17 protein-coding genes are annotated in these 22,987 nt (G+C 41.8%); 9 read left to right on the top strand and 8 right to left on the bottom strand.

Annotation, left to right across the window (positions count from 1 at the left end; translation table 11 throughout):
- Positions 1-16: 16 nt before the first annotated feature.
- Positions 17-1,489 carry a TlpA disulfide reductase family protein gene (locus tag DCO56_RS15570; RefSeq protein WP_165309332.1) on the top strand — a complete coding sequence of 491 codons (1,473 nt, stop codon included), beginning with the start codon at positions 17-19 and terminating at the stop codon, positions 1,487-1,489.
- A gap of 73 nt (positions 1,490-1,562) precedes the next feature.
- On the opposite strand, the gene DCO56_RS15565 is transcribed toward DCO56_RS15570, so the two are convergent.
- Positions 1,563-3,674 carry a M3 family metallopeptidase gene (locus DCO56_RS15565; RefSeq protein ID WP_108634695.1) on the bottom strand — a complete coding sequence of 704 codons (2,112 nt, stop codon included), beginning with the start codon at positions 3,672-3,674 and terminating at the stop codon, positions 1,563-1,565.
- Between the two features lie 170 nt (positions 3,675-3,844).
- Between DCO56_RS15565 and DCO56_RS15560 the strand changes: the two genes are divergently transcribed.
- Complete coding sequence (locus DCO56_RS15560; RefSeq protein ID WP_108634694.1) at positions 3,845-4,921, top strand: DUF4407 domain-containing protein; 1,077 nt, start codon at positions 3,845-3,847, stop codon at positions 4,919-4,921.
- A gap of 201 nt (positions 4,922-5,122) precedes the next feature.
- On the opposite strand, the gene DCO56_RS15555 is transcribed toward DCO56_RS15560, so the two are convergent.
- Both DCO56_RS15555 and DCO56_RS15550 read right to left on the bottom strand, forming a co-directional pair.
- Entirely contained in the window at positions 5,123-6,445 is a 1,323-nt protein-coding gene (locus tag DCO56_RS15555) for a DNA recombination protein RmuC (RefSeq protein ID WP_108634693.1), read from the bottom strand.
- A gap of 242 nt (positions 6,446-6,687) precedes the next feature.
- The gene (locus DCO56_RS15550; protein ID WP_108634692.1) at positions 6,688-7,875 is read right to left on the bottom strand and encodes a formimidoylglutamase; all 1,188 of its coding nucleotides are present in this window, start codon (positions 7,873-7,875) and stop codon (positions 6,688-6,690) included.
- 107 nt (positions 7,876-7,982) lie between these two features.
- Between DCO56_RS15550 and DCO56_RS15545 the strand changes: the two genes are divergently transcribed.
- The 6 genes from DCO56_RS15545 to DCO56_RS15525 all read left to right on the top strand — a co-directional run bounded on the left by DCO56_RS15545 (position 7,983) and on the right by DCO56_RS15525 (position 16,484).
- A complete protein-coding gene (locus DCO56_RS15545; protein ID WP_108634691.1) occupies positions 7,983-8,954 on the top strand; it encodes an NAD-dependent epimerase/dehydratase family protein in 972 nt (323 codons plus the stop codon).
- A gap of 388 nt (positions 8,955-9,342) precedes the next feature.
- Positions 9,343-10,635, top strand: a complete 1,293-nt coding sequence (locus DCO56_RS15540) for an HAD-IB family phosphatase (RefSeq protein WP_108634690.1) — start codon at positions 9,343-9,345, stop codon at positions 10,633-10,635.
- Positions 10,636-10,853: 218 nt separating this feature from the next.
- Complete coding sequence (locus tag DCO56_RS15535; protein ID WP_108634689.1) at positions 10,854-11,438, top strand: hypothetical protein; 585 nt, start codon at positions 10,854-10,856, stop codon at positions 11,436-11,438.
- 2 nt (positions 11,439-11,440) lie between these two features.
- Positions 11,441-11,572: a hypothetical protein gene (locus tag DCO56_RS29885; RefSeq protein WP_281259393.1), complete on the top strand. Its 132-nt coding sequence runs from the start codon at positions 11,441-11,443 to the stop codon at positions 11,570-11,572.
- Between the two features lie 213 nt (positions 11,573-11,785).
- Positions 11,786-15,124 (top strand): transcription-repair coupling factor, encoded by a 3,339-nt coding sequence (gene mfd, locus DCO56_RS15530; protein ID WP_108634688.1) that lies wholly within the window; start codon positions 11,786-11,788, stop codon positions 15,122-15,124.
- A 169-nt stretch (positions 15,125-15,293) separates the two neighbouring features.
- Positions 15,294-16,484: a trans-sulfuration enzyme family protein gene (locus DCO56_RS15525; protein ID WP_108634687.1), complete on the top strand. Its 1,191-nt coding sequence runs from the start codon at positions 15,294-15,296 to the stop codon at positions 16,482-16,484.
- Between the two features lie 96 nt (positions 16,485-16,580).
- On the opposite strand, the gene galK is transcribed toward DCO56_RS15525, so the two are convergent.
- The 5 genes from galK to DCO56_RS15500 form a co-directional block, all read right to left on the bottom strand.
- Positions 16,581-17,732 (bottom strand): galactokinase, encoded by a 1,152-nt coding sequence (galK, locus tag DCO56_RS15520; protein ID WP_108634686.1) that lies wholly within the window; start codon positions 17,730-17,732, stop codon positions 16,581-16,583.
- A gap of 2 nt (positions 17,733-17,734) precedes the next feature.
- Entirely contained in the window at positions 17,735-18,784 is a 1,050-nt protein-coding gene (locus DCO56_RS15515) for a UDP-glucose--hexose-1-phosphate uridylyltransferase (RefSeq protein ID WP_108634685.1), read from the bottom strand.
- 203 nt (positions 18,785-18,987) lie between these two features.
- The gene (locus DCO56_RS15510) at positions 18,988-20,262 is read right to left on the bottom strand and encodes a metallophosphoesterase (RefSeq protein ID WP_108634684.1); all 1,275 of its coding nucleotides are present in this window, start codon (positions 20,260-20,262) and stop codon (positions 18,988-18,990) included.
- Positions 20,263-20,274: 12 nt separating this feature from the next.
- Positions 20,275-21,309 carry a ferrochelatase gene (gene hemH, locus DCO56_RS15505; protein WP_108634683.1) on the bottom strand — a complete coding sequence of 345 codons (1,035 nt, stop codon included), beginning with the start codon at positions 21,307-21,309 and terminating at the stop codon, positions 20,275-20,277.
- An 80-nt stretch (positions 21,310-21,389) separates the two neighbouring features.
- Entirely contained in the window at positions 21,390-22,238 is an 849-nt protein-coding gene (locus DCO56_RS15500) for a 4-hydroxy-3-methylbut-2-enyl diphosphate reductase (RefSeq protein ID WP_108634682.1), read from the bottom strand.
- A 300-nt stretch (positions 22,239-22,538) separates the two neighbouring features.
- On the opposite strand from DCO56_RS15500, the gene DCO56_RS15495 reads away from it, so the two are divergent.
- Positions 22,539-22,958: a nucleoside-diphosphate kinase gene (locus DCO56_RS15495; RefSeq protein ID WP_077437233.1), complete on the top strand. Its 420-nt coding sequence runs from the start codon at positions 22,539-22,541 to the stop codon at positions 22,956-22,958.
- The last annotated feature ends 29 nt before the right edge of the window (positions 22,959-22,987 follow it).

Here is a 22,987-nt window from a genome sequence, read left to right as displayed (position 1 = left end):
TTTAAAAATTATAAAAATGAAAACTCACATCTTAACGGCTGCTTTCGCATTTTCGCTGACGGCAGCCTTTGCGCAGCAGCCTGCAAAAAACAAATACCAACAATACCTGCCTATTATTGAAAAAGGTACGTTGGTACAAAAGGATTCACTCGCCAATGCATTGATGGGCGAATTAAAAACATATAAATCGGAAGAGGACTATCGGACCACAATTAACGTTTTGCGCTCTTTAGGTAAAGAAGATTTGCAGGTTTCGGCAGAGACATTAGCGAAGAAAAAATATCCAAAAGGATCACTGACACGTGATGCCTTTATCACAGATGTATATTACAATGCAAGTACGCCAGTACAGAAAGAAAAAGCATATAATGAACTCCTAAAAAAATGGCCAGTTAAAAACTTTAGCGAAGAACCGTTGACATACGATTATGTATTAGCTAATCTGGCACAGAGTTTTGCCAACGACGGAAATGCACAAAAAGCAGTTCATTACCTAGGGGAAATGAAAGAACGATTCTGGCGTGGAAATGGATATATCCCTGTCGGTCAAATTCTATTGAGCGCAGGCGACACGACTACAGCGGCTCCACTATTAAAGACCGCTATGGATGATAGCTATTACTATTTAACACTTCCCGAGGATCAAAAAGACAATAAAGCTCGCTTTGCAGCGATGGGGTACGCAAGCTCCATGTCAGCTTATGTAAATATTCTTGTTGCTCAGAAAAAATACGCTGAAGCACTAAATTACATTGAGAATGCGCTCAAAGCTGCGCCAGAGCAAGCGGACGGTCTTGCCATGGTGTATTACAAATCATTAATGGGTACAGGCAGAAAGCTGGAAGCATACAACATTTTGACCAAATTGTATGCTAAAGGACAGTTTGCTGTTGAAAATGATCTCAAAAAACTATATACGGAATTGAACGGATCTATACAGGGATACGAGAACTTTAATGCTTCACTGAAAACAGAGTTAACGCAAAATATCCGAAATCATATCAAGGAGATGGCAACCTTTAAACCAGCACCCAATTTTGAACTACTCAATCTAAAGGGTGAAAAAGTATCTTTGGCCAGTTTAAAAGGAAAAGTTGTCGTCTTAGACTTCTGGGCAACTTGGTGTCAACCTTGTGTGCGTTCATTTCCCGGTATGAAAGCGGCTCAAGAATCTTATGCAAATGATAAAGATGTACAATTCTTGTTTATGAATACTTGGGAACGCGATAAGAATTATAAAGAGAATGTTGTATCCTTTATCACAAAAAATAATTATCCTTTTGAAGTGCTTTACGACGATCAAAAAGATCCGCAAACTGGTGAGGTCATGGCAGCGAAATTTGGCGTCAAAGGTATTCCAGCCAAATTTATCATAGATAAGGAAGGAAATATTCGTTACTTTTTGACCGGATCTACGCCAAACGTGGACTATATCAAATTAGAAATGAAGGAGCTCATCGAAGCTGCCAAAAAACCTTATAAAGGGTAAAAATACAAAAGGCTGTCTCCGACGTTTGCTCAATACAAACATAGGTGACAGCCTCTTTTTTGTGTATGCTAGATTAATTCAATCCTCTTTTTTTCAATAAATATTTCGGATCCGGATCTGCTCCTCTAAAGATACGATACATTTTTGCGGGATCATCCGTTCCTCCTTTTTCAAGGATATTCTTACGGAATGAATCTGCTGTCGCTTTATCGTACAGCGATTTTTCCTTAAAGGCCGCAAAAGCGTCCGAGTCTAATACTTCCGACCAGATATACGCATAGTAACCTGCTGAATAACCTCCAGCAAAGATATGCTGAAAATAAGTGCTTCTATAACGTGGAATAATTGCGTCTATAATACCAATTTTCTTCATTGCCGATTTTTCAAATCCTTTGACATCTTTCGAAATTTCTTTGGTTGTGGCATGATAATCCATATCGAGCAATGCAGCCGAAAGATATTCTACGGTCGCGAAGCCTTGATCAAAGGTTCCTGCTTTTTCCATTTTCTGAATCAAGGAGTCCGGCATGGCCTCTTTGGTCTTAAAATGTTTTGCATAGGTTTTTAATACTTCTGGATCTGCGGCCCAATTCTCCATTATCTGTGAAGGTAATTCCACAAAGTCGCGTGGCACCGAGGTACCCGCCATTGATCTGTACCGAACATTGGAAAGCAGACCATGTAAGGCATGCCCAAATTCGTGGAATAGCGTAGTCGCCTCATCAAAAGTCAGTAATGCTGGATCTTTTCCGACAGGTTTTGTGAAATTACATACGATCGAAATTACCGGTGCGACACGTTTACCATCTTTTGTGGACTGATCACGGTAAGATGTCATCCATGCGCCACCACGTTTCGATTCACGCGGAAAGAAATCCGCATACAAAAGTCCCAGATGTGAACCATCTTTGTCCTTCACTTCGTACACTTCTACTTCCTTATGGTAAGTGGGTACGTTATTTAAGGCAACGAATGTCAGACCGTATAATTTGTTTGCCACAGCAAAAGCACCTTCACGTACTGCTGGCAGGCTCAAGTAGGGTTTTATTTCATCTTCATCCAATGCAAAGCGTTTTTTGCGGATAATCTCTGTATAATACCGCCAATCGTAGGGTGCAACAGCAAAAGTACCACCCTCAGCTTTGATCTCTTTTGCGATATCTGCCTCTTCGCCTTTCGCTTTCGCCAAGGCCGGTGTCCATAACTTATTCAATAAGGCATATACATTTTCAGGTGTCTTGGCCATGGATTCCTCAAGCACATAGGCTGCATGTGAGGTATAGCCCAATAGTTTTGCCTTTTGAAGACGCAGATTAACAATCTTCTGAATGATTTCTTTATTATCACTCGTGTTATCGTGGTTTCCGCGCATTTGATATGCTTCCCAGAGTTGCTTTCTCAGCTCACGGTTTTTGGCATACTGCAGGAAAGGCATGATCGAAGGATTTTGTAAGGTAAATACCCATTTGTCCTTTTTACCCTTGTTAACAGCTTCTTCAGCAGCAGCTGTTTTCAATGATTCCGGCAAACCCTCCAATTGGCTGGCTGAATCCACCACAAGCTGGTAGGCATTGGTTTCAGCCAATAGGTTCTGGCCAAACTGTGTTGTCAATGTCGAAAGTTCGGCATTGATCTTTTTCATTTTTTCTTTATCAGCATCCTTCAGATTTGCACCGGAACGTACAAAGCTTTTATAGGTCTCTTCCAAAAGCTTGTTGTCCTGCGAATCCAAACCAAGTGTATTACGACTGTTCCAAACTGTCTTAACTTTATTAAATAGCTTGGAGTTCATCGAAATTTCGTCGGAATGGCTGGACAATATCGGCGCCAAATCTTTTGCAATTGCCTGAATGCTATCATTGGTATTCGCGCTGTTTAGGTTATGAAATACAGTAGATACGTTGCTTAGCAAGCTTCCTGCATTTTCAAGGGCTACTATCGTATTTTGGAAAGTAGGCTTATCGGAGTTATTGACAATGGTGTCAATCTCCAGATTATGTACTTTTATTGCCTCTTCAAAGGCAGGTCTGAAATGTTCGGTTTTGATCTTGTCAAATGGTGGAACATTAAAGGGCGTCTCATAGGCTAATAAAAGAGGATTATCTGTCATCATTTTTTTTTCCTCACAACCAACAAATGCAGTTGCCACTATCATTAAAAATGGCAAAAGTTGTCTTTTCTTCATATCGTCTGATTATTCCTGATTTTTTTTCAAAGATAATAAAATTAGGCAAATACGGGAGCCCCACCTCTTTGCATCCTAAGTGAGCAAAAAACCGTCATCCTATTGTAAAACAAAAACTTATTCGCAAATCTTGTTAAAAATATTCTGTCAATTTGGATAAAAATATTTTAATGAGCGCTATTAACCGTTTCTTTTGGGGATGTGCAGGTGTACATCAAGAAACTCTTGAAAAGTATCCCGAGGAGCATAGTAAGTACACAGCCATAGGTGCTACTATCTTTTTTACTGGATTATTTGCCAGTCTTTCTGGTGGGTATGCGATGTATTTTGTATTCAGCGGAGGAACGTTGGACTGGTTTCTGGCCATTGTATTTGGCATCATTTGGGGCTTGGCGATATTCAATATGGATCGATACATCGTATTGAGCATCAATAAATCCAAAAGTGGCTGGATGCAGCTCTTACAGGCTTTGCCCCGTATTTTGTTGGCTATTCTAATTGGTTTGGTCATTTCACGTCCATTGGAGCTAAAAATTTTCGACAAAGAGATCCGCGAGAATTTACGTGTACGTTATCTTGCTGACCAACGCGCAAAGATCGACACCCTCAATAATACATTCAACAAAAAATACAGCAATGAGGTCAATCAATTAAAGGCAACAAGTGTAGAGCGTGATTCACTTGAATCTAGTATCAAGACCGACCGCACCAAATTAAATTATGAAATCTATGGTAATAAAACCACGGAGACATCGGGTGTGATGGGTTATGGCCCCTATGCTAAAATGAAGGAAGAAGATCTTAAAAAGAAAGAAGCTTATCTGGATACGCTACGTAATAAAATAGCAGCACAACAAAATGCTATCCGTCAAAAGCAAAAATTTGAAGGGATACTGGATCAAAAGGTTTTGTCAAATGCCTCGCTGGACAGCGCCGTGAACGTTGCAGGTTTCGCCGATCGCAATTCGGCGCTGGGTAATCTGCGCTATGATGCCAATGGAAAGGTCAATGAATCCAATGCGAATGCGGTATTCTTTATCGCACTGCTCTTTGTGTTTCTGGAATGTCTTCCTGTCATTGTCAAACTATTGGCCGGACGCGATCCTTACGACAATGAAATCCAAAATCTAAGAACTCTACACGATTACGAATCGGATACCAATCTCGTTGTGGAGAAGGAGGCTGTTGATCGTCTAAAGGATACTTATGTGGATGTTTCAATCAACAAACGCATGAAAGAACTGTAGGGAGGTATTAGTATTGAGTAGTTAGTCGTGAGTATTGAGACTTTGCCGGGTACAAGCCTACGGCTTATAAGTGAGCTTGCATTATCTATTACTATGGAGATATAAGTACTGAGACTTTACTGTTTTCAAGCTTTCGGCTTATGACCAGCTCTTCAATCTTTGTTGTTATGCCTACAGGACCTGTCGGGAAGGAAGACTTAATTACTCGTCTTCGTCCAGAAATTTAGCATCGATCTGTTTATTCGCCTTTGCGCCCAAGCGTTTCAGCTTCTCTACTTTTCCGATAACATTTCCCGCCCCTGTAGACAGCTTTTTGGTCGCATCTTCATGGCTTTTCAATGCGCGTTCCAGCTGATTTTGAACCTGCTCCATATCCGTCAGGAAGCTCACAAATTTATCGTACAAACTGCCAGCTTCTTTGGCGATTTCAATCACATTGCGTGTCTGACGTTCTTGTTTCCAGATACTGGCGATCGTACGCAATGTCGCTAGCAGGGTGGATGGGCTGACGATCACGACCTTGCGATCCCAGGCATCACTGAATAGATCCGGTTTTTCTGCGACAGACATGCTCAATGCGGATTCAATCGGCATAAACAAAAGAACAAATTCCGGCGATTCTATCCCATATAGCTCATGGTAGTTTTTAGCGGAAAGTTCTTTCACATGATTTTCGACAGACTGTACATGTTGCTTAGCAAAAATCGCGCGGTCTTCATCGGTCTCGGCATTGACCCAACGTTCATAAGCAATCAGGGAAACTTTAGAATCCACGATAAGATGTTTATCTTCTGGGAGATCAATAATTGCATCGGGCTGCATTCTGCGCCCTTCGGCATCCATCAAGGAAACCTGTAGCCTAAATTCACGGTCTTTCATCAGTCCCGAACGTTCCAGCACTCTTTCCAAAATCACTTCCCCCCAATTGCCTTGTTTTTTTGTATCTCCTTTTAACGCTTTGGTTAAGCTATTGGCTTCATCTTTAATCTTGAGACTCTGTTCGACCAATTGCAATACAACGCCCTTCAAGGAATTGCGTTCAGCCGCTTCCTGGTTATAATTTTTATCTACCTTCTCCTCAAACAGCTTGATTTTTTCCTTTAAGGGATCCAAGATCAGACCGAGTGAACGGTGATTTGTTTCGGTAAATTTCTGCGTTTTCTCTTCCAATATTTTATTGGCGATCACTTGAAATTCATTGTTAAACTGTCTTTTTATTTCAGCGATTTCATTTTTTTGTTCCTGGAATTTATCCAATTGGGCCTCATAGAAGGAACGTGTACTTTCCAGCGAGCGCTCAGCGACCAATACACTCTCGCGCTCTTTATCCAATTCGTTCCTCAACATTAAACGTTCTTCGAGGAGACTTTGCTCCCGTTGCTGTGAACGCGCCAGTTCTATTTTCAATGTTTCCATCTCCTTATTCGGACCGATATCCAAACCTGGCGCAGTATTTTTTTTTAATACCAATATGATCAAAATGACCAGCAACAAGACAATGCCTGCAAAGAAAAATATTTCCATGATTTAAATTTTACGAGAATAACAGCTTTTGGCTTTTGTCACCGTATAACTGTTATTGAAATTTTTGATTTACGTTAAGTCCTGCGGAAGTATAGATGGATCGTTTCGTACCATCGTACCCCTTTTGACCGATGCATATATGTTCTCAAAATTCGGGAACGCTGCAATCACTCCTGTGTCACTGAATGTGAACATCTCATAGATAGTTATTTCATGAGGAGTGATCCGCCATTTATTGTTGCCTATTGCAGTTTTTGATGAGTCTTCCACCACAGATCAGGCATTTCGCCAGAAATAGCTAGCTGATAATCTTCGTAGCGGCACGGCACCAGATAATACCTTTCATTGACCGATTTTGATCCAAAGTATGGTACCTGTATCCACCAGCGGTCAGATTTTTTGCTTTTCACAAAAACCAATTCATGTTCTTCATTTTCGAGTGTTGTACGATAGATAATATAGGATGATTTCGGGTACAACGGTGTATCTTGTTTACGGTTATAATAGCCATCAATAAAACACCAGACCATCTGCGACACCAACATGGCCGTCTGTTCCATCGGATCAAATGTGGGGTTCAGTTCATAGAAACCGATAGAAGTACATTTGTCGGACATACCGGCATAGCGTGCCAGCTGACATGCTTCGTCGCCGTACAGCCCATTTGGAATTGCATTGGCATTGCCGGGTGCCTCCGAGGCACGGATGGCCCCAATGTCAAAACTGATCATATCGGCCGCCCGGATAAGAGGTTCGGACTGATCCATCCTACCTGCGATCATGCCCACGCGGGTTGCATTGAAAAACAATTTGTCGTACATATTGATGGATTCTTTACTGACAAGGTAGGTCTGGTAAGCAATGGAATTCAGGTTAAACAAATAATCAGGCTGATGTAGAATAATGTGATTGACATAAGACCTCGAATTGAGACTGACATTTTCGGCTTCTTCCTGATTGAGATCAAAACGTGAATCCACAATAGCAAGCTCAATCTTTCGTTCCAAATTCTGGTATCCCAAGTATTGTGCATAAGTCAAATCCTGTCCGCCACCAATAATTATCGGAAGGATATTGGCCTTCACCAATTCTTCTACCACAGATTTCAGTGCGACATAGGTATCTTGGATGGTATTACCCGCTTTTATATTGCCCAGATCTACTATATTCATCTTATAATCGCCTTGATACAGCGTATAAAGATGTTTGCGTACCGCATCAGGGGCTTTGTCGGTCCCATTGTTATTGATGGATGCCCGATCTTCCTGCACACCGACAATTGCCAACTGGGGCTTATCACTTTCCTCCCAGGTAGGAAAATCGGTCTCATAAGCCTGGATCACATTCCCTAACTGGGAGCTCAGGAAACCATGCTCAGGAGAAATACTTGTAATTGAGATCGGACTGAAAAATACGGACAATGACGACATAAGCTATAGTTTGTTTAAGACACCTCATTTTTTGGGATGCAACTCACACAAATATCCATTTATTAACTAACTTTTGAAAACATTATTTTTAACAGTATCTTTATCAAGTGATATTAATAACTGGAGGAACAGGTTTTTTAGGGTCTACGCTAATCAAACAATTGATAGACCGCGGAATTGACGTCATTGCCATCAAAAGAGCTCAATCGACTATTCCGGCAGCCCTACTGTCCTCATCATTGATTCAATGGATTGATGCAGATATCAACAATTATTTTGAGCTCGAAGATGCGCTGGAAGGAGTGACAAAAGTATATCATTGCGCTGCGCTGGTTTCCTATCAGAAGAAAGATGTCAAATCACTTTTTAAGGTCAATGTAGAAGGAACTGCGCATATTGTCAATCTATGTTTAGAAAAGGGCATTCGCCTGCTTCATGTCAGTTCAATCGCGGCTTTGGGCACAAATAAGGACAACCTGCCAGTCTCGGAGAAAGATCATTGGGAGCACAGTCCGACGACCTCTAATTATTCGCTTTCTAAATATCAGGCAGAAATGGAGGTTTGGCGCGGTATTACCGAGGGCCTGGATGCTGTTATTGTGAATCCATCTGTCATATTGGGCGCAGCGGCCAAAGATAAGGGATCGGGAGCACTGTTCTCAATGATCAATAAAGGATTGAAGTTTTATCCAAAGGGGAGTGTTGGGATAGTTGACGTCGAGGATGTCGCAACAATCATGATCCAATTAATGGAAAAAAGCGATATTACTGCTGAACGTTATATCATCAATCACGTCAACATCCTCAATAAAGATTTGCTCAGTGTAGCCAGTGTCCTAATGAACAAGCCCGAGCCTACGATTGAAGTTTCCGAAACACTTCTTCAGATCGCGTCCACTGTCTCTGGTGTGTTATCTGTCTTCAAGAAATCGGGCTCATCGCTGACCAAAGAAACGGCCGCGGCATCAAGCGCTAAATTACAATACTCCAATGCAAAGGTCCAGTCACTCCTGAACCACAACTATCGTCCATTGGAACAAACATTAAAAGAAATTGCAAATTTGTACAACAAACAGTAAAATAACATAAATAGTAAACAACCAAACCCTGAACCCGTCATGAGCGTATCAAACTATCAGATAAAAAAATAAAGCCTGCATGTTTATGATTGATTCATTTGCTAAACAGTAATCCTGTGAAACAATCACAAACCTCTATTGCTTATTAAGGAATGATTAGTTGGCCATGATAGCTTCATCGTCATTAAAAACAAGTTATTACGATGAAACCATCATGATGTTAACAAAGTCACAATTCAAAAATGATACGTACCGCTCATGATAGCTTCATCACCATTAAAAAACAAGTTATTGCGATGAAACCATCATGAGGTTAACCAAGTCACACTCAATAGTGATACGTACTGCTCATGATAGCTTCATCACCATTAAAAAACAAATTATTACGATGAAAAATTATTACATCATTGATTTTGATAGTACATTTACACAAGTAGAAGCGCTCGATGAGCTCGCCCGGATCTCACTTGAAGATCATCCTGAGCGCGAAGCGATCTATCAAGAAATCGAACGATATACCAATCTTGCCATGGAAGGCAAACTTTCCTTCCGCGAAGCACTCGCCGGCCGGGTAAAATTGTTGAATGCCAACAGAAGCCACTTGGACAAACTGGTATCTCACCTCAAGAAAAAGGTATCAACATCCTTCTCCCGCAACCGGGAATTTTTCAGAAAACATTCAGATACGGCTTGGATCGTTTCCGGAGGTTTTAAGGAATTTATCACCCCCGTTGTGACGCCCTATCATATCAAAACCGAGAATATCTATGCAAATACGTTCAGATTTGATGCGGAAGATAATATTATTGGGTTTGACGAAGAAAATCCTTTGTCCAATGAAGGTGGAAAAGTACAACTACTTAAACAACTCAATATCGAGGGGCGGCTTTTTGGCATCGGCGATGGTTATTCGGATTTTCAGCTAAAAGAGTCCGGATTGATTGAAAAATTCTTTGCCTTTACAGAGAATATCCAGCGCAAAAGTGTCACTGAAAAAGCAGACTTCATTACACCCAGCTTTGATGAATTCTTGTACGTGAATGATTTACCACGAGCGATCTCTTACCCTAAAAATCGGATTCTGTGCCTCATTGTCGGCGATGTTCCTGAGATTGCAGCCCATATTTTAAAAAGAGATGGTTTCTCGGTCCGTACAAAAGAAACCTTCGAAGAAAAATATGTGAAGGATGTTGGGATGCTTTTGTTGGGCGACAATATCGACATTACCGATGAACAGCTGCAACAGGCAGATAAGCTAAAAACGATCGGATATCTGGGCGATATCAAGGGGCATATCAATAAGGATATCTGTAATGCCAAAGGAATTGTCGTCTTTGATGATAAAAAAAGCAAGAAGAAAAATTCGGAATTTATCCCACGTCGCATGGCCGAATTTATCAACAACGGGGATACGTATTTAAGCCGTAATTTCCCGAATTTGATCTTACCAAAAGTAAAACAGGTGACGAGATTGCTCCATATCCATAAAAACGTTCCGGGTATTATGGCCCAAATCAATAATGTATATGCGCAGAATGATATCAATATCGTTGCACAGTTCCTGATGACCAAAAGTGATATCGGTTACGCTGTTACCGATATACAAGGTGAGTATGATAAAGATCTATTGAAGCAATTGAAACAGATTGAAAATACGATCAAGTTTAGAATATTGTATTAGATCAATTGGACCGGGATATCTACGCCATGCGGTGACTCCAATTTAATAAGATAATGAATAAAGGAGCAAGGATGGCGGACTGTTAGCTGAACAAGCAGGCGTCTTTCATCTTTGCTCTATATACAGAGCAGCTATTTACGCGTAGATGAGGAAACTATAAAAAGAGAATATGCCTCTGTGGAGGGTAAGATTATATTAAAACATCATAACTTTAAATCATGTCGCTACACCAAGATGCAGAATTAAAGAAAGCAGTCCTTGAATTACCGCAAAAGGAAAAAGACAAATTACTTGTCCGCCTGATCAGCAAAGACAAAATGCTGATGAAACAATTGCACTTTCAATTGCTGGAAAATGAATATGACTTGGAGGAACGTATTGATAAATTGCGGAAGCAACTCGCTCAATTGTTTGACATCGGGACAAATCAGATTGCCAATACACCACATCACAGCAATTTTATTGCATTGAGTAAGCTGGTCAAACAGGCCAGCGGCCTAGTGAACGAACACGAGAAAGTCACCAAAGACAAAACCAGTGAAGCTGAATTTCGTTTTTATATTCTACAACGGGTCATAGGCGATTATGAGCGACTATTCGATTCATCCTATCAATCGGCAGCCCATAAATTGCATAAATATATCACGGGCCGTATAAAACATGCTGTCGGTAAATACGATAAACTCCATGAGGATTTTCAGTTCGATTATCGGGAAGACTTTCAAAACGCCCTACACGCTTTTGGCAATACAACATTAAAAAGCTATATTAGCGAACAGCGAATTGAGCTCGACCTAAATTAATCATGAGAAACAGCAAAAACCGTGTTAAAATCGGATCCTATCGTATCACTGCCTACGAGCAGTATAAATTAATCTATCTGGCGATCCTTTTGATCTTATTGGTCTTTGCCTATACATTTCACTTAGTAAAATAGCTCATTGAGGAGCCTCAACAGTTAATCTCTAGGGATATGCGGCATAACCCGTGCTTTCCTGACAACGTTTTCGCTCGCAATTCAGGACATACTGCCTTTTGCCTCCGCATCAAAAGTTCACTTCCGGACAAGTTTTTACCAAAAAATTTAGCACAACATACCACATACTTAAGAGGATTTAATTAAATTCGCAATTATTCGAAATTTTTGCTCGTGGGAATTCAAGAAATACTAGAAAAATACAGTCAAAGCGAATCAGTCCAATCGCTTACAACAGCTATGCAGTCCAAAAATCCAAAGATTCAGCTGAAAGGTCTTATCGGTTCTTCGGATGCATTTATTGCCGTTTCCTCCTACAAATTGCAGGAGCGTCCGATGGTCTTTATTTTACCGACGCACGAAGATGCCTCCTATTTTTTAAGTGATCTGGAAAGCCTTCTGGACAAGCAGGTACTTTTTTTCCCATCTTCTTACCGAAAAGCTTTTGATTTCACACAGACGGACTCGGCAAATGTATTACAGCGTGCAGAAACATTAAGTTCGCTCAATCATACGTCGGAATTGCCAAAGATGGTGGTTACCTACCCCGAAGCGATTGCCGAGAAGGTAATCAATCGTACCGATCTGGAGAAAAATACACTGGAGATAACAGAAAACACAGCGCTAAGTATCGATTTTATCAACGAGTTTTTGATCGAGTACGATTTCGAACGTGTAGATTTTGTCTATGAACCGGGGCAATTTGCCATACGAGGTGGTATCGTAGATATTTTTTCTTTCTCGAACGACCTTCCCTACCGCATCGAATTCTTTGGTGATGATATCGAAAGCATTCGGACATTTGACATTGAATCTCAGCTTTCGGTCAATAAAATCCATAAGGTTACCATCGTTCCGAATGTTCAGGCCAAATTTCTGACCTCGCAGCATATTTCTTTACTGGAATATATCGATCAGGGGGCTTCCATCTGGATTAAAGACGCCCAGTTCACCCTAGATGTTGTCAGAGATGGATTAAAAAAAGCAAAACAACTCTGGACCAGCTTGACCGACAAACAGAAAAGAGATAATCCTGAATGGCATAATCCCGAGTACGAATTTACCGACGAGAAAAACCTCAACGCCTTATTTTTTGATTTCCCAATCATAGAATTTGGAAAACAGTTTTTCTATAAGGGGGAAGTCGTGCTCAAGTTTGACATTCATCCACAGCCTTCTTTTAATAAGGACTTTAATCTGCTGATCCATAATTTTAAGGAAAATGAAAGCCATCGAATCCAGAATCTGATCTTTTCGGATTCAACGAAACAGGTTGAACGGATCTATACGATACTGGAGGATCTTGACAAAGCAGCTACTTTTATCCCTATACACAAAGCATTGCGCGAAGGCTTCAGGGATGACAGCCTGAAATTAGCCTGTTATACGGATCATCAGATATTTGACAGGTACTACAAATACAAACGGAAAAAAGCTTACGAACGTTCGCAGGCAATTACACTGAAAGATTTACGTGATCTCAAACCCGGAGATTTTATCACCCATATTGATCATGGTGTGGGCCGATATGGCGGTCTGGAAAAGGTCGATGTCAACGGTAAATCTCAGGAGATGATCCGGCTGATCTATGCCGACAATGACCTGCTCTATGTCAATATCAACTCGTTAAACCGGATTTCAAAATATTCTGGCAAGGAGGGTACGGTTCCGAAAATGAACAAGCTCGGTACGGATGCCTGGGATAAATTAAAGAAAACGACCAAGAAGAAGGTCAAGGATATTGCCCGTGACCTGATTATGCTCTATGCAAAACGGAAGGCTCAACATGGTAATGCCTTCTCGCCGGATAGCTATTTGCAGAATGAACTAGAGGCCTCGTTTATCTATGAAGATACCCCAGATCAGGAAAAGGCTACAGCAGATGTAAAAAAAGATATGGAATCGCCACATCCAATGGACCGGTTGATCTGTGGTGACGTCGGCTTTGGAAAGACAGAAGTCGCCATCCGTGCGGCATTCAAAGCCGTAGCAGATAGCAAACAGGTGGCCGTTTTGGTTCCGACAACGATCTTGGCATTACAACATCATCGTACATTTACTGAACGCCTAAAAGGACTTCCATGCAACATTGACTACATCAACCGTTTTAAAACGACCAAACAGATCAAAGATACCTTGGCTCGGCTTGCGGAAGGAAAAATAGATATTATCATCGGTACGCATCGCCTGGTGAGCAAGGATGTCAAATTCAAAGACCTTGGTCTGATGATTATTGATGAAGAGCAGAAATTTGGTGTCGCCGCCAAAGAGAAACTAAAGGCAATGCGCGCCAATGTGGATTCGCTGACCTTAACAGCGACTCCGATCCCAAGGACCTTACATTTCTCTTTGATGGGAGCGCGCGATCTAAGCATTATCTCAACACCGCCTCCTAATCGTCAACCGGTACAGACCGAGCTGCATGTCTTTAATGAGGCATTGATCGGCGAAGCAGTCAGCTACGAGCTGGACCGGGGCGGACAGGTTTTCTTTATCCATAACCGTGTCGCAGATCTCCCCCAGCTAGGCAATTTAATTCGCAAGCTCGTTCCCGGAGCACGTGTTGGTGTTGCTCATGGTCAACTGGAAGGAGATGAATTGGAAGATGTGATGCTCAAATTCATCAACCACGACTTTGACGTGCTGATTGCAACGACAATTATCGAAGCTGGTCTGGATATACCGAATGCCAATACGATTATCATCAATCACGCCCATATGTTTGGCCTCAGTGACCTGCATCAGATGCGGGGTCGTGTAGGGCGTTCGAATAAAAAAGCATTCTGTTACCTATTGAGTCCACCGCTATCGACATTGACCCCTGAGGCCTATAAACGCCTTTCGGCCATCGAGGAATTTTCGGAATTAGGTTCGGGTTTTAATGTTGCCATGCGGGATCTGGATATCCGGGGTTCAGGAAATTTATTGGGTGGTGAGCAATCGGGCTTTATCGCTGAAATCGGGTTTGAGATGTACCACAAAATCTTGGACGAAGCCATTCAGGAGCTCAAAGATGATGAATTCTCGGAGGTATTTGCGGATGAGCAAGAGCGCAAATATGTCAATTTCACACAAATAGACACAGATCTTGAAGTATTAATCCCCGATGAGTACGTAACGAACATTACCGAACGCTATAATCTGTATACGGAACTTTCCAAACTTGACAATGAACAGCAGCTGGCAGCATTTGAAAAAGAACTCGAAGACCGCTTTGGCCCTATCCCGCACGAAGTATTCGAACTATTCAATACTTTACGCCTGCAATGGTTTGGAAAAACAATTGGGTTCGAAAAGATATCTTATAAAAAGCATACCCTCAAAGGTTATTTTGTGAATAACCCCAAATCGAGCTATTTTGAATCGGATCAATTCGGCCGGGTGCTGTCTTTTGTACAGTCCCATCCTGAGATCAGCAATCTCAAAGAGGTTAAAGGGCAACTCCGTCTCGCATTAAGCAATGTAAACACAATTAGTTATGCGCTGAACCTGCTCAAACAGATGTTATCTTAAGTATGCCAGACTGTCCCTTATAAATAAAATCTACTTATTGCGTAGATTTTATTTATATTTGGTTTACAAGAAAACCTTCCTATAGTGATCTGCACCGGATGCAGTGAAAGGATATTGAAGGTTTTTATTGGTACCCACAAAAAATGAACAGTGATCAATAAAAATTAGCATGGCATCCAATACCGAAACGATTCTCGTCCATGAAGGACAACACTTCAATTCAACTGCCGCAGTAACGGCTCCGATCTTCCAGACTTCAACCTATATTGCGGACAGTGATCCTGCAGAATACATCAAAGCGGCGACAGAAGCCAAACACCCTTACTTTTACCACCGTCATGGCAATCCAACCAATAGCCAGGTTGCAGCGGTAGTCGCCAAACTGGAGAAAACAGAAGATGCACTTGTCTTTGCGACAGGTATGGCCGCCATCAGTGCCGCTATATTGGCTATTGTCAAATCTGGCGATCATATCGTTGCACAGCTTGCCCACTACTCCGGTACGGCCATTTTCTTTAAGGAATTTCTGGCCGACTATGGTATTACAGTCACCGCGGTTGATCAAACGGATACCGCAGCCTTTGCCCGGGCTATTCAGGCGAATACCAAACTGATCTATATCGAAACTCCTTCCAATCCCAATTTAAATATTACGGATCTTAAAGCGGTCGGCGAGCTTGCCCGGCAACGAGGTATTTTGAGTATGGTTGACAATACCTTCGCTTCACCGATCAATCAGACACCGCGGGATTTTGGAATTGATGTCATTGTGCATAGTGCCACAAAATATCTGGGCGGCCATAGCGATCTAACGGCCGGAATTGTCTGTGGAAGTAAAGATTATATCACAAAAGTCTGGAAACGATCCGTTGCGCTGGGTGCATCGCTGGCACCGATGGATTCCTGGCTGTTGCTCCGCGGGCTGAAAACACTGAACTTGCGTGTCAAGCAGATCAATACGAATGCCCTGCAACTGGCTGAGTTCTTGGATCAGCATCCGAAGATCAAGAGCGTAAGTTATCCAGGGCTTTCCAACCATCCCCAGCACGAACTGGCAGCCCGTCAAATGAAAGGCTTCTCCGGAATGATCTGTATTGAAGTTGATGGACAGGACGAAGAGCAGGCTTTTAAAAATGCACAATCTTTAATTAACAACCTGAACATCTTTATCAATGCCGCCAGTCTGGGTGGTGTCGAATCACTGATCGTACATCCGGCAAGCATGTGGGGCGGGCACCATACCAAAGCGCAAAAAGAAATCTCAGGAATCACAATGGGTATGTTGCGGATCTCTGTTGGTATTGAGCATGCCACAGACTTGGTGGACGATCTAGATCAAGCCTTAAGGAAACTTGGTTAAAAATTTAGCGACCTACTTTCTGTTAGTGGATAAAACAAAAGAGCGTGAATAGTTATCAGACTACCCACGCTCTCTTTTGTTTTATGCGATTCTTATCTAGAGTACACGCGTACCATTCGCAATCTTTACTTGAATGACTGAAAGTTCCTTATCAAATTTTTGTTGATATTCTTTCTCCAATCTTGGTAAAATTGATGCAAGCGCACCCTCTTTAACAATATTGATCGTACAGCCACCAAACCCCCCCCCCATCATCCGGGCGCCGATCACTTCGGGGAATTGCCTGACATAATCAACCAGATAATCCAGTTCGGGACAACTGACCTCATATACTTTACTCAAGCCCTCATGGCTCTGGAAGATATACTGTCCTAGCTGAGCAATATCTCCTGAACGTAATGCTTCGCAAGAGTTCTCTACCCTTTCGTTCTCACGGACAACAAAACTTGCCTTGGCGTAGATATCTGCATCTTTATCTTTTACCAGTTCATCCAGCATGTCCACCGTAACGTCTCGCAGATTTTTAACCTCCGGATATTTCTCCCGTACCAATGCCGATGCCTGTTCACATTGCTCACGGCGTTTATTGTACGCTGTAGAAGCCAAAGAGTGTTTCACGTTGGTATTCAAAAGAACGACTTCATAACCTTTGAGATCAAGCGGCACATATTCAAATCCTAGGGAGCGACAATCCAGCTTAATGACATTTTTTTCTTTACCAAAAGCAGAAGCAAACTGATCCATGATACCGCACATCACGCCGGCATAGGTATGCTCAGCCTTTTGTGCAATCTGCGGAATATCAATCTGCTTGACATCCAAACCGAACAGCTCACTAAGCGCTAAGGTAACCGCACATTCCACCGCTGCCGAAGAGGATAATCCGGCTCCCAATGGCACATCGCCATCAATATAAAGATTAAATCCGCCCAATACAGCGCCTCTTTTCCGGTATTGGTCCACTACACCAAGGATATAATTTGGCCAATGTTTTTCTGAAATCGCGATATCCGTTAATTTGACTTCATGGCTTTCTCCGTAGTCTTCGGCATACAATACGATATTATCGTCCGCACGCTTGCTCACAGCAACATAGATTGCCTTGTCAATAGCTGCAGGCAGGACAAATCCATCATTGTAATCCGTATGTTCACCGATAATATTGATCCGGCCTGGGGAGGAAACCACAATAGGATCTTCCTGATATAAGCTTTTAAATTTATTTACTATAGTTTCTTTTGCGATCATTCTTACTTAGATTTATAATGTATAGTAGCACAATTCCGCAGTTGTTCAGCGGCGACTTCAGGTGTAATATCCCGTTGAGGATTTGCAAGCATTTCGTATCCGACCATAAATTTTTTGACTGTTGCCGAACGCAACAATGGTGGATAGAAATGCATATGCCAATGCCATTCTGGATGATCTCCATCATTGACGGGCGCTTGGTGCATACCCGCAGAATAAGGAAAAGATGTTTTGAAAAGGTTATCGTAACGTGTAGTCAATAATTTAAGTATCGCGGCAAGATCTTCCTTTTCCTTTTCGTCAAATCCGGCAATATTCTGCACAGCTCTCTTGCTGACAATCATGGCTTCATAAGGCCAAGCGGCCCAAAAAGGCACCAAAGAGACAAAAGAATCGTTCTCATCAATAATGCGTTCTTTTTTTCTTAATTCTGCTTTGATATAATCGGATAGCAGGGTACGCTGGTATTTGTCGAAATATTTTTTTTGCTGGACACATTCTTTTTGAATTTCTACCGGCAAATGATTTTGAGACCAGATCTGTCCATGCGGATGTGGGTTGCTACAGCCCATGATAGCGCCTTTATTTTCAAAAATCTGAATATAACGGATCCATTCCACCTTAGAAAGTTCCACAAATTCTTTCTGCCAGAGATCAACAACAGCTTTAATAGCGGACTGTTCCATTTCAGGCAACGTCAGATCGTGACGTGGGGTGAATGCAATAACTTTACAGATTCCTTTTTCAGTCTCCGCAATAAATAATTCGTCCTCATTAAATTCCTGTTGGCTGGTATCTTTCAATAAGGCCGAGAAGTCGTTGACGAAAACGAAGCTTTCTTTATAATCGGGATTGATATCCCCATCTGCCCGTTTATTGGTTGGGCACAAATAGCATTGGGGATCATAAACAGGTCGATTATCACCGGGTAAATCTTCAACTTGGCCCTGCCAAGGTCGCTTACTGCGATGTGGAGACACAAGTACTTTTTCCCCGGTAAGAATATTAACGCGTGTGTGGGGAGAGTCCCCAAAGTTTAAAGTTGATTGCATGTCATGTATAACTGGTGTACAGAATACACAATATTAGCTTTTTTAAGTAAAAAGTTAAAATTAAAAAGTAAAATTATCGAAAGATGAGTCCTTTAAAGCACTGTAAAAATGGATCGAAGTCACCCATACCCTTGTTCGATTCAGTCAAAGCAGGGTTAATTAAGCCGAGGGCTGGAAGGACCAAAGCCGCCATACCAAATCTTCTAAGCCTTAAACTTCGGATCTTGACCTTTAATCAATTCAAAGACTGTAATTTCGGGCAGAATACCGACACGGCCGGGATAACCCAAGAATCCATATCCAACATTGACGTATAAGCGCTTGTTTTCCTGCGCACGGTACAATCCGGCCCATTCCTTATAGATATATTGCACCGGGCTCCATTGCAGCATTTCAGAACGAACACCAAACTGCATGCCATGTGTATGCCCCGCAAACATCACATCCACATCGGTATCTAATACTTGTGCACGCCAGTGCGAAGGATCATGGGACAAGAGCAGTTTAACAGCCTGTTCCTCGGTTCCGATCAATGCTTTTTTGATATCCCCATGTTTTGGGAAACGACCAGTTCCCCAGTTCTGAACCCCAACAATGCAGAGCTCTTCGCCATCCACCTTGATCTTACGATGCTCATCCATCAACAGGTCCCAGCCCATGACTTTATGCACATCGATCACATCTTTTAGATTTTTTCGTTTTGCAGGGGAATCTTCTTTTCCGTAGTAGTAATCTCCATAATCATGGTTACCCAAGGTGGAAAATACCCCCAGATCCGACTTCACTCTTGCAAAAATATCTTGGTATTCACGCATTTCAGATGCCTGAGCATTTACGATATCACCTGTGAAAAATGTAACATCGGGTTTTTCCTTAAGCAACATATCTATCCCGCCGGTCACAGCAGTCTTGTTATAGAAAGATCCCGAGTGTACATCCGATATCTGTGCGATGGTCATGCCGTGAAACGCTTTAGGCAGATGAGGTAAGTATAACGGTACCCGTCTGACGCGGTAATCATATGCACCGGAAACAATTCCCCAGCTCAGCGGAATAAGCGGCGAGGCGCCTATTAATATACCGGCTTTGGTCAAAAAATCCGATCGGCTGATTCCTTTCACCGGATTTTCAGGTAAAGGATCGCCAGCATCTTCGACAAGATCCTCAACAGACTCTTTCTTACTGAACAAGCGTTTGACCCACACACCGCCGCGACGGATGTCATCGATCAAGAGGATCAAAAAGAAGAATAATTTTGAAGTTGCTGTCAAAAAGAATCCAACCAAAATAACAGACCTTACAATCAGCGGAATGCTATATTTGGCTGATATAAAAACACCTAATAGCAGGAGGGCGGTATACGACCACCATAACACGGCGAATATTTTTGTTTTGGGAAATTTAATCTTCGTAGCGCGAAGGGCGAAAAAGATATAAAAATCTAAAATGAGTAAAACACATGCATTTATTAACAACATCATCAATTCGTTTTAATTTTTGGCATTGAGCGCCAATTGCTTTAGAGATTTGATCCATTTGGGATCGTCATTGAGACTTTCAACCAGACAGACTTCCTCTCCCCCTAAATTCTTGAATTCATTAGCATATTCCACGCCAATTTCATCGATCGTCTCTATACAGTCGGCCACAAATGCCGGACTGAAGACCAATAATTTTTTATACCCTTTAGTGGCAAGGTCATGCAACAAATCAGAAGTATAGGGTTGAATCCATGGTTCTTTGCCCAACCGAGACTGGAAGCACAGTGAATATTGCTCTTTCTGCAAGCCCAATTTTTCAACAATGGTCCGGGTAGTTGCATAACACTGAGAAACATAACAATAGGCATTGACATTTGTTTTACAGGAATCACAACCTGACTCAGGACATTTTAGCTGGCCTGTAGGATCCACTTTGCCGAGCTGTCTGACGGGAAGGCCATGGTAGCTAAAAACAAAATGGTCAAAATGTGCAAGATCGTATTTTCGGGCATGGTCTGCAAAGGTCTCAGCCATCAATTCATCCGTACAGAAATTGCTCACAAAACTAATTTCAGGCAGATAGCTCCATTTGCGGATCAGCTCCATCACACGGTCGATGACCGAGCCAGAAGTTGCAGAAGCATACTGAGGGAATAACGGAATGACACGGATAGACTCGAGCAGCATGCCTTCCATCTTGCTCAGCGCAGCTTCTATGGACGGATTTTGGTATCGCATGGCCAGTTCCACATGGTACTCGTCGCCCAAAGACTCCTGCAATAGGTCCCGTTGCAAAATACTATAATGCATTAAGGGTGATCCGGTTTTCTTATCCCAGATTGTTTCGTAAATCTTTGCTGATTTTGGTGCACGGGTACGAGCAATTATTCCTTTCACCAATAAAGTCCGTTGGAAATAAGGAATATCTATGACACGTGGATCCATTAAGAATTCGGTCAAATATTTTTTTACATCTGGAGTAGTTGGACTATCGGGTGTACCTAATTGTACTAAAAGAATACCTTTTTTGGCTTTATTGCTCATAGCCTACAAAAATAAACAAAAAAGCACGTACTGCGGATTCACTCGCGATAATATGAAATATCTATGACGGGTAAATTAGGCTAGAGTGCTTCCAGAGCGGCTTTTACATCTTTCATTAACCACATTGGTGTCGAGGTTGCTCCACATATCCCAACACGGTCGCCCACGGCAAAAATGGAGGCTTCTAGTTCGGCGGGATCAGAAATAAAATAACTTTCGGAATTAGCTTTTTGGCAGACTTCAAACAAAACTTTTCCATTGGAAGATTTTTTCCCGGACACAAAAACAATTTTGTCATATTGCTTTGCAAATGCGCCAAGATCTTCATATCGGTTAGAAACTTGCCTACAGATGGTATCATTTGCCTTGACTTCATACCCCCTTCTGATCAACTCCTCTTTGATGGCGTAGAATTTATCCACACTTTTTGTTGTCTGACTATAGAGGGTAAATGAACTTGGTAAATCCGCGTCATCCAATTCGCTAATATCCTGAAACACGAGCGCTTCATTATTTGTTTGTCCCTGTAGGCCAATGACCTCCGCATGCCCATGCTTTCCGAAGATTAAGATCTTTTCCTCCTGGTCAAAAGAGGTTTTGATCCGATTCTGCAATTTGAGCACGACCGGACAAGAGGCATCAATTAAAGTGATGTTGTTTTCCAGAGCGGTACGATAGGTCTCCGGAGCTTCGCCATGTGCACGGATCAGCACCTTCTCGTTTTGTAGTGTAGGCAACGCAGCATGATCAATAATACGCAATCCTTTGGCTTTCAACCGGGCTACTTCTTCGTCATTGTGTACGATATCACCAAGACAATAGAGGTAACCATCCTCTTCCAAAATCTCCTCTGCCATATCTATAGCGTATACCACTCCAAAGCAAAAGCCGGAATCCTTATCGATGTCTACTGTTAGATTTAATGCCATAACATTACAAAGTTACATATTCATATTGAATATATTTATGGAATGGATTTGTTAACAGCTGATTTTTTATTTCCGTTTATTGTCAATTACCTATGATCTTATTACATTTTGTACGATAAAAAGATTGCCAGAGACAGAGTGAAAGCCAAACTTTTGGTTTCAGCACTACTAAACAGCAACTTTTTTCACGAGACTGAGCACGTTAAATTAACACACCATGGCGAATAAATTGTTTTTATATAAGCCTAATTATATTGCATATAAAAAGCAATTTATCTAAGTTTGCAAAAAAATAAAATAATGGCAACTAACAGAACTTTTACGATGATTAAACCTGACGCAGTAGCGAACGGTCACATCGGTGCAATCTTAAACGATATTATTGCTGGTGGTTTCAAAATCATTGCAATGAAATACATTCAGTTATCAAAAGAAACTGCTGGTGCATTTTACGCTGTGCACAAAGAACGTCCTTTCTACGGTGAATTGGTAGAGTTTATGACTTCAGGTCCTATCGTTGCTGCAATCTTAGAAAAAGACAACGCAGTTGAAGATTTCCGTACATTAATCGGTGCTACGAATCCTGCTGATGCAGCTGAAGGTACAATCCGCAATAAATATGCTAAATCTATCGATGCCAACGCTATCCACGGATCTGATTCTGATGAGAATGCGGCTATCGAAGGTAACTTCTTTTTCTCTCAATTTGAAAGATTTTAGTCATTGACAATGCTATAAAAAAAGCGTTG

This window comes from Sphingobacterium athyrii (genome assembly GCF_003071065.1).
GTDB classification, from domain to species: Bacteria; Bacteroidota; Bacteroidia; order Sphingobacteriales; family Sphingobacteriaceae; genus Sphingobacterium; species Sphingobacterium athyrii.
The sequence above is the reverse complement of the archived record's forward strand: the minus strand, read 5'-3'. Positions and strand labels throughout refer to the sequence as shown.

Excerpts from the sequence above, each read along its gene's own strand:
- DCO56_RS15570 (WP_165309332.1), top strand. The coding sequence starts at position 17 with ATGAAAACTCACATCTTAACGGCTGCTTTCGCATTTTCGCTGACGGCA.
- DCO56_RS15565 (WP_108634695.1), bottom strand. The coding sequence starts at position 3,674 with ATGAAGAAAAGACAACTTTTGCCATTTTTAATGATAGTGGCAACTGCA.
- DCO56_RS15560 (WP_108634694.1), top strand. The coding sequence starts at position 3,845 with ATGAGCGCTATTAACCGTTTCTTTTGGGGATGTGCAGGTGTACATCAA.
- DCO56_RS15555 (WP_108634693.1), bottom strand. The coding sequence starts at position 6,445 with ATGGAAATATTTTTCTTTGCAGGCATTGTCTTGTTGCTGGTCATTTTG.
- DCO56_RS15550 (WP_108634692.1), bottom strand. The coding sequence starts at position 7,875 with ATGTCGTCATTGTCCGTATTTTTCAGTCCGATCTCAATTACAAGTATT.
- DCO56_RS15540 (WP_108634690.1), top strand. The coding sequence starts at position 9,343 with ATGAAAAATTATTACATCATTGATTTTGATAGTACATTTACACAAGTA.
- DCO56_RS15535 (WP_108634689.1), top strand. The coding sequence starts at position 10,854 with ATGTCGCTACACCAAGATGCAGAATTAAAGAAAGCAGTCCTTGAATTA.
- DCO56_RS29885 (WP_281259393.1), top strand. The coding sequence starts at position 11,441 with ATGAGAAACAGCAAAAACCGTGTTAAAATCGGATCCTATCGTATCACT.
- DCO56_RS15525 (WP_108634687.1), top strand. The coding sequence starts at position 15,294 with ATGGCATCCAATACCGAAACGATTCTCGTCCATGAAGGACAACACTTC.
- galK (WP_108634686.1), bottom strand. The coding sequence starts at position 17,732 with ATGATCGCAAAAGAAACTATAGTAAATAAATTTAAAAGCTTATATCAG.
- DCO56_RS15515 (WP_108634685.1), bottom strand. The coding sequence starts at position 18,784 with ATGCAATCAACTTTAAACTTTGGGGACTCTCCCCACACACGCGTTAAT.
- DCO56_RS15510 (WP_108634684.1), bottom strand. The coding sequence starts at position 20,262 with ATGTTGTTAATAAATGCATGTGTTTTACTCATTTTAGATTTTTATATC.
- hemH (WP_108634683.1), bottom strand. The coding sequence starts at position 21,309 with ATGAGCAATAAAGCCAAAAAAGGTATTCTTTTAGTACAATTAGGTACA.
- DCO56_RS15500 (WP_108634682.1), bottom strand. The coding sequence starts at position 22,238 with ATGGCATTAAATCTAACAGTAGACATCGATAAGGATTCCGGCTTTTGC.
- DCO56_RS15495 (WP_077437233.1), top strand. The coding sequence starts at position 22,539 with ATGGCAACTAACAGAACTTTTACGATGATTAAACCTGACGCAGTAGCG.